An 846-nucleotide genomic window follows, 5' to 3' on the forward strand; every position below is an offset into this window, starting at 1 on the left:
TCGAGACAAACTCTGAATACCAGGCGTACACTCAGCCAGTGAGACGGTGGGGGATAAGCTTCATCGTCGAAAGGGAAACAGCCCAGACCACCAGCTAAGGCCCCAAAATGGTCACTAAGTGATTAAGGAGGTGGGAGTGCAAAGACAACCAGGAGGTTTGCCTAGAAGCAGCCATCCTTGAAAGAGTGCGTAATAGCTCACTGGTCAAGCGCTCCTGCGCCGAAAATGAACGGGGCTAAGTGACATGCCGAAGCTGTGGGATTAATTAATTAATCGGTAGGGGAGCGTTCCGTAGTAGTGAGAAGCACTAGCGACAAGCAGGTGTGGACGAGGCGGAAGTGAGAATGTCGGCTTGAGTAGCGAAAACTAGGGTGAGAATCCCTAGCCCCGAAACCCCAAGGGTTCCTCCGCAAGGCTCGTCCACGGAGGGTTAGTCAGGACCTAAGGCGAGGACGAAAGTCGTAGTCGATGGACAACGGGTCAATATTCCCGTACTAAGAATGGTTTGTGCAGAGGGACAAAGAAGGCTCCAACCAGCTGGATGTTGGTTACCAGTTCAAGCGAGCAAGGCATTGAGAGGCGGAGAAAACGCCTTGAGTCAAGCCGCGAGTACGAGAGTCTACGGACTCGAAGTGGTGAGAGTCATGCTTTCAAGAAAAGCTCTAAACACGTTAAGCCATTAATTACCTGTACCCGAAACCGACACAGGTGGGGAGGTTGAGAATACCAAGGGGCGCGAGATAACTCTCTCTAAGGAACTCGGCAAAATGACCCCGTAACTTCGGGAGAAGGGGTGCCTAGGGTAAAACCTAGGTCGCAGTGAAGAGGCCCAAGCGACTGTTTACC

Annotated in this window: 1 rRNA gene; it reads left to right on the forward strand. The window is 52.2% G+C overall.

The features are described from left to right. Positions 1-846 (forward strand): 23S ribosomal RNA (locus tag FLQ44_RS25620); the annotation flags it as partial.

The sequence above is a fragment of the Vogesella mureinivorans genome, from assembly GCF_007644035.1.
Lineage (GTDB): Bacteria > Pseudomonadota > Gammaproteobacteria > Burkholderiales > Chromobacteriaceae > Vogesella > Vogesella mureinivorans.